The organism is candidate division KSB1 bacterium (assembly GCA_022562085.1).
In the GTDB taxonomy this organism is placed as follows: Bacteria; Zhuqueibacterota; Zhuqueibacteria; order Oceanimicrobiales; family Oceanimicrobiaceae; genus Oceanimicrobium.
The window spans coordinates 1-4479 of sequence record JADFPY010000360.1 but is presented as its reverse complement, the minus strand read 5'-3'; the positions used below and the strand labels follow the sequence as shown (position 1 = coordinate 4479).

At 43.3% G+C, this 4479-nt stretch carries 8 protein-coding genes; all 8 read right to left on the bottom strand.

The features are described from left to right. On the bottom strand, window positions 1-100 hold a 100-nt coding region (locus IH879_20205; GenBank protein ID MCH7677252.1), incomplete at its 3' end, for a lipoprotein. 57 nt (window positions 101-157) lie between these two features. Beyond that, window positions 158-343 (bottom strand): hypothetical protein, encoded by a 186-nt coding sequence (locus IH879_20200; protein ID MCH7677251.1) that lies wholly within the window; start codon window positions 341-343, stop codon window positions 158-160. 456 nt (window positions 344-799) lie between these two features. After that, complete coding sequence (locus tag IH879_20195) at window positions 800-1609, bottom strand: formylglycine-generating enzyme family protein (GenBank protein ID MCH7677250.1); 810 nt, start codon at window positions 1607-1609, stop codon at window positions 800-802. A 366-nt stretch (window positions 1610-1975) separates the two neighbouring features. Next, window positions 1976-2119, bottom strand: coding sequence for a hypothetical protein (locus IH879_20190; protein ID MCH7677249.1), 144 nt, complete (start codon window positions 2117-2119; stop codon window positions 1976-1978). A gap of 18 nt (window positions 2120-2137) precedes the next feature. After that, window positions 2138-2725 (bottom strand): hypothetical protein, encoded by a 588-nt coding sequence (locus IH879_20185; GenBank protein ID MCH7677248.1) that lies wholly within the window; start codon window positions 2723-2725, stop codon window positions 2138-2140. A 59-nt stretch (window positions 2726-2784) separates the two neighbouring features. Beyond that, window positions 2785-3519 (bottom strand): hypothetical protein, encoded by a 735-nt coding sequence (locus tag IH879_20180; GenBank protein ID MCH7677247.1) that lies wholly within the window; start codon window positions 3517-3519, stop codon window positions 2785-2787. Then, a complete protein-coding gene (locus IH879_20175; protein ID MCH7677246.1) occupies window positions 3516-4199 on the bottom strand; it encodes a TlpA family protein disulfide reductase in 684 nt (227 codons plus the stop codon). Before IH879_20175 ends, IH879_20180 begins: the two co-directional genes overlap by 4 nt. A gap of 12 nt (window positions 4200-4211) precedes the next feature. Next, window positions 4212-4448: a hypothetical protein gene (locus tag IH879_20170; GenBank protein MCH7677245.1), complete on the bottom strand. Its 237-nt coding sequence runs from the start codon at window positions 4446-4448 to the stop codon at window positions 4212-4214. Between the last annotated feature and the right edge of the window lie 31 nt (window positions 4449-4479).

The window sequence follows — 4479 nt, the reverse complement described above, 5'->3', positions numbered from 1 at the left end:
CGAAATCGGGCAGTTCACTTCCCGGTTCGGTAATATTGCCACTACACCCACTTACAATCAGCAGAAAAAATGTGTACAAAAGGGCGTCAATTTTTCGCATTAATGTATTCTCCTGAACTCTATCTTTTCACCTTTTATTTACCACTCAGTGGCAAAGTTATCCGGCCGCGGGTAAAACGGATCGCACTAACATGTCATAGGGCTGCCCGCTCAATTGATTGTCATTGCCGCCGGTAAAAACCACGGTCAATTTTAAATCGGGAAAAACAAAAATAAATTGTCCGCCTCGCCCGCGTGCACTGTATCCGGTTATGGTTTCTCCACCTATGATATAATTGTCCAACCACCATTGGAGGGGTTGTTCGCAACGTGACCGGCGCAACGGTATGCGTTCATGAGATATAAAAAAAAGGCTTTGGGTTTCATCTTTAATCCTTGACGTATTCTTATCACTTCACTATTTATGTTTATTTATTGTTCTACTAGGCATTGTAGTAACAAAAGTTCTATCATTAAACATTCCCAGATCTAGGTAAATGAATACTTCATGAATATTATTCATTATTACATAACATGAGTAGCAAGCACCTTTGCTAAATTATTCCGATTCTCTCACAAAAAATTAGCTACAAAGCCAAAAGGGTGGATAACGAGGAGTTCAGGCTATGGTTGCATAATTTAACATTTTGTATTCTTGACCAGACTCCAACAAACCCTTAAATGCTTTTCCTGAGTAGCAGATATTATTAGTCGTATCGCACCCACCCCGTTAAATTCAGATGTCTGGACTTAGAGAAGTTTAAAAAGTCCTCACAACTCTAAAGCCAATACCGAAGTATCGATAATCGGGAGAGGTGCCAAAACGGACACAAACTCGCATGAGCTGCGGCAAAAACACTGACCACGAGCCGCCCCGATAGACATAGGAACTACCGCTGGATGGTCCTTTCGGATTATCTTCAGGACTGTTAGTGTAGTAATCCTCACCATATCTATCCTGACACCATTCCCATACATTCCCACTCATATCATATAAGCCCAAACTGTTCGGCCGAAAGGTGCCTACCGGCAGCGTTTTTCTGCGATATTCTCCTGCGACTGAGTAGCTCTGTTTGTAATCCGCACTTGCGTTAAAATTTATCTCTGTTGGATCTGCTATATTTTTTCCATTGCCAAAGCGTACTTTCTTTCCCCTTGCCCTTGCAGCGTACTCCCATTCCGCTTCTGTCGGTAATCGTATTTTTTCTCGTGTCTGTTCCGATAGCCACTCACTGAATGCTGTTGCATCACGCCAACTTACGTATATCACCGGACGTTTCCCACGTCCCCAATCTCCGTCGCTAGGTTTATTCCTGCCTGTAGCTTCACAAAAAGCATCATATTGGTCAAATGTAATCTCATGCTTGCCCATATAGAAATCATTCACCCGAACGGGATGCACCGGTAGTTCATCATCACTACCTTCACTAAATTGGTCTCCCATTTGAAAGGTGCCACCTTTGACATAGATAAATTCAATGCCACCTACCATGATTTCCTTCTCTTCTAAGGGCTTAGATCCTTTCCCATCCGGCATTCTCGACCAACCAAAAAGTGTCAATGAAGACAACAACATTACCCCTTCCAGTCTCCATGTCCAAATAGGCAAGCGTTTCGCTTTGGCTAACCCTGAGTTCAAAATTCGCATAAGCTGTTTCCGCATTTCATCATGTGCAATTCAGTCAACCTCGGCTAACTATTGTCCTAAACGTGTAAAGGGTTCTACCTACGAAGACCTCAAAAAAAGGGAGAGCCCAAAACAGACTCTCCCTTTCAAATTCACACAAAAAAGAACGTACCACTATTTTCAATTGTGCTTCGATTTGACTTTTTCCAAAAATTCTCCAATATTCGCATGAGTTAATTTTTTGTATTCTGGATAAGAATCCAACCAATCAGTTAAGTGCTCTTCTGACCAGAAGAGATTATCAACCGCTCAGCCACCCCCCTGTTGAATCCAAACGGTCTCGGGGCTGAGAGAAGCAATTTCACCTTTTTCAATAGTAAGATTAATTCTCTTACTGCAGTGCGCACAAGAATCTTCGATTTCAACCTTCTTGTCTCCATAGCTGTTGACCAACAGCAGGAAGTCGACACCTCACCATACATCGAAGACTTTAGCACCCTCTTGCCTTACCGTGTGGAAGTTATAGCGGAACGGTCCACCCCACCTGGTAAATTTATCGGTAAGCACATAGCCCAATTTCTCAGTGCTCGACGCTTGTAAAAGGCCGGCCTGAGCGATGAAATTCAGTCGCCCTTTCAAATCGCTCTCCGGGATGCCGACTTCCTTACTCAGTTCCTTTAGGTCGGCAATGCGCTTCTCATCGGCGTAGGTATTAATTAGATACTTCGCAATCAGCTTTTCATCATTGTTTAGAATGTAGTTGTTAGCTCCCCACCATTTTAGATTATTTGCCAAATCAGTGTGTGCCCTGAAATGTTCACCAACTTCCAGCCGTACGGCATCATTTGCTTTCATCCCAAGGTTCTCCATGGCCAACGCAATGCTGGTGGAATGCATTTGCGTCTGCCAATCGTCGAGCAAGTAATCGACAATTTTTTGCCCATCAGCACTTAATTCGTTTTCCAAGGTCGCTGGCTTGGCACCTCGCTCCCCGGCAAAAGAAAAAAACGCTGAACAGGTCAAACTCAAGACGAGTAAAAGCACTAGTTTTCTTTTCATACTCTTCTCCTTTGATTAAGGGTTAGTTATGGGTTAGTTATTTTTGCTTTTGTCATGAATTAATTAATTCTCTTGCGCTCAATTTCTATCGGCACTGAGTGGACAGCAATTTGAGCGTTGATAATGATGACTTTTTCCTGAACAACGCTTCCATCTTCTGTGGAAATCCATTTTGTGCCCGTCGCTGACATGCGCTGCCATTCCTCGCCGCTGGTCTCTTCGTACTGAAATGAGATTTTATACGTACTCCATTTATCGATTCTTTCAGTACCTAGATATTTGTAAGTGCCTTTGGCTGCCAGGGCGCCAGTGTTAGAGTTGGAATTCACGGCGTGCACCCACGAATCGCCTTTTTTGATGGGCTTGTCAGGCAAAACCAGTGCATTCATATGGCCAAACCTCACGACCTGGCTCGCTGTCATTTGACCAGGTCCAGCCCAAGTGGAGTTCAATTTTTCAGTGGATAAGTATTCGCCTTGGCGGGAATAGGTCGCTCTGATAGTCGGGATGTAGACTTGAATTCCGCAGCCCGTGGGTCCATCAGAAGTGACAGTCGGACTTGAATTCTCTATTGCTAGAACGACCTTCCCATCTTCTATGGTCTCCACACGAACCACAGAGTTAAATTCATAGGTTATTTCTGAAAACTCTGTTTCGTAAGTTTTTCGAACTGCGTATTTGGCAGAGGTGCCCTTCTTAGGTTTCCAGGCAAGCCTTACAACGTCTAGAGCCGCCCCGGCCAATGCTGCAAAAGCAATCACACCCAAGGTCACGGTAGTAAGTTTTAGTTTCATTTGCTCCTCCGATTCTGTTGTAATCCCAAAACATCTTTCTTTACTTCTGAGTAGAGATTCTTAGCTTCACCCACATACTTTTTGTGAATTTTACCGTCCGGACCGATAAGAAAGTAAGTCGGATAACCGATTACGCCAAATTTTTCAACAAGGTCGTCATCGCCGACTACGATTTTATAATCCAGGTTATGTTTTGCTACAAATTGTCGCACATCCTTATAGGTGCCGGAATAGACCGCGACCCCTACAACTTCAAAATTATCTTTCTTCAAATCTTGATTTAGTTTCTTCAAAGTTGGAAATGCGGCAATGCAAGGAGCACACCAGACCGCCCAGAAATCAAGCAAAACGGTTTTGCCTTTTAGTGAGTTGGCGTGGAAAGGTTGGCCCTTTAAATTGATTGCTTGAAAATCGATGGCAAGCTTGCTTGTGTCTGAATTCGCAATTTGTTTAGGAGCGGTCTCTTTTGATTGTGCGGCGCAATCATTTACAAAAAAAGTACTTGCGAGCAGAGCGATCGAAATTAAGGAGAACGTAAGCTTTTTCATGTGGTTTTGGTAGATAATGTTTTGTTTGTTCTGACAGTAATCGCCAAGGCGAATTCCTGGGCCCGGCGTGGACGCCTTCGCTTTCGTTTTATTTGGATTTTGCAGAAGTCTAATATATTTACAAAAAGACATTAATAGTATACCTCAAAATCGAATCTCACTACCGAGTCCACCAAAAAGATAATTCTCGCCATAAATGTCGCTAAAGATCTTGAATGCCAGTTGACCCGTGCAGTGGGCAGGCGCAACCCGTTTGACATGCAGTTGATTTTTCATTTCATTTGCAAGATCGGAAATATAATCGGACTTATAGGGCAAAAGATGAAAACCCCCTGTGACCAGGTCGATCTCTTTTTTGAGGAAATCTTTTGTTTCTTTCACGATTTCCTTCACTTTACTATGAGAGCAGCCG

Coding starts and splice junctions, on each gene's coding strand:
- IH879_20185 (MCH7677248.1), bottom strand. CDS start 2,725: ATGAAAAGAAAACTAGTGCTTTTACTCGTCTTGAGTTTGACCTGTTCA.
- IH879_20180 (MCH7677247.1), bottom strand. CDS start 3,519: ATGAAACTAAAACTTACTACCGTGACCTTGGGTGTGATTGCTTTTGCA.
- IH879_20175 (MCH7677246.1), bottom strand. CDS start 4,199: ATGTCTTTTTGTAAATATATTAGACTTCTGCAAAATCCAAATAAAACG.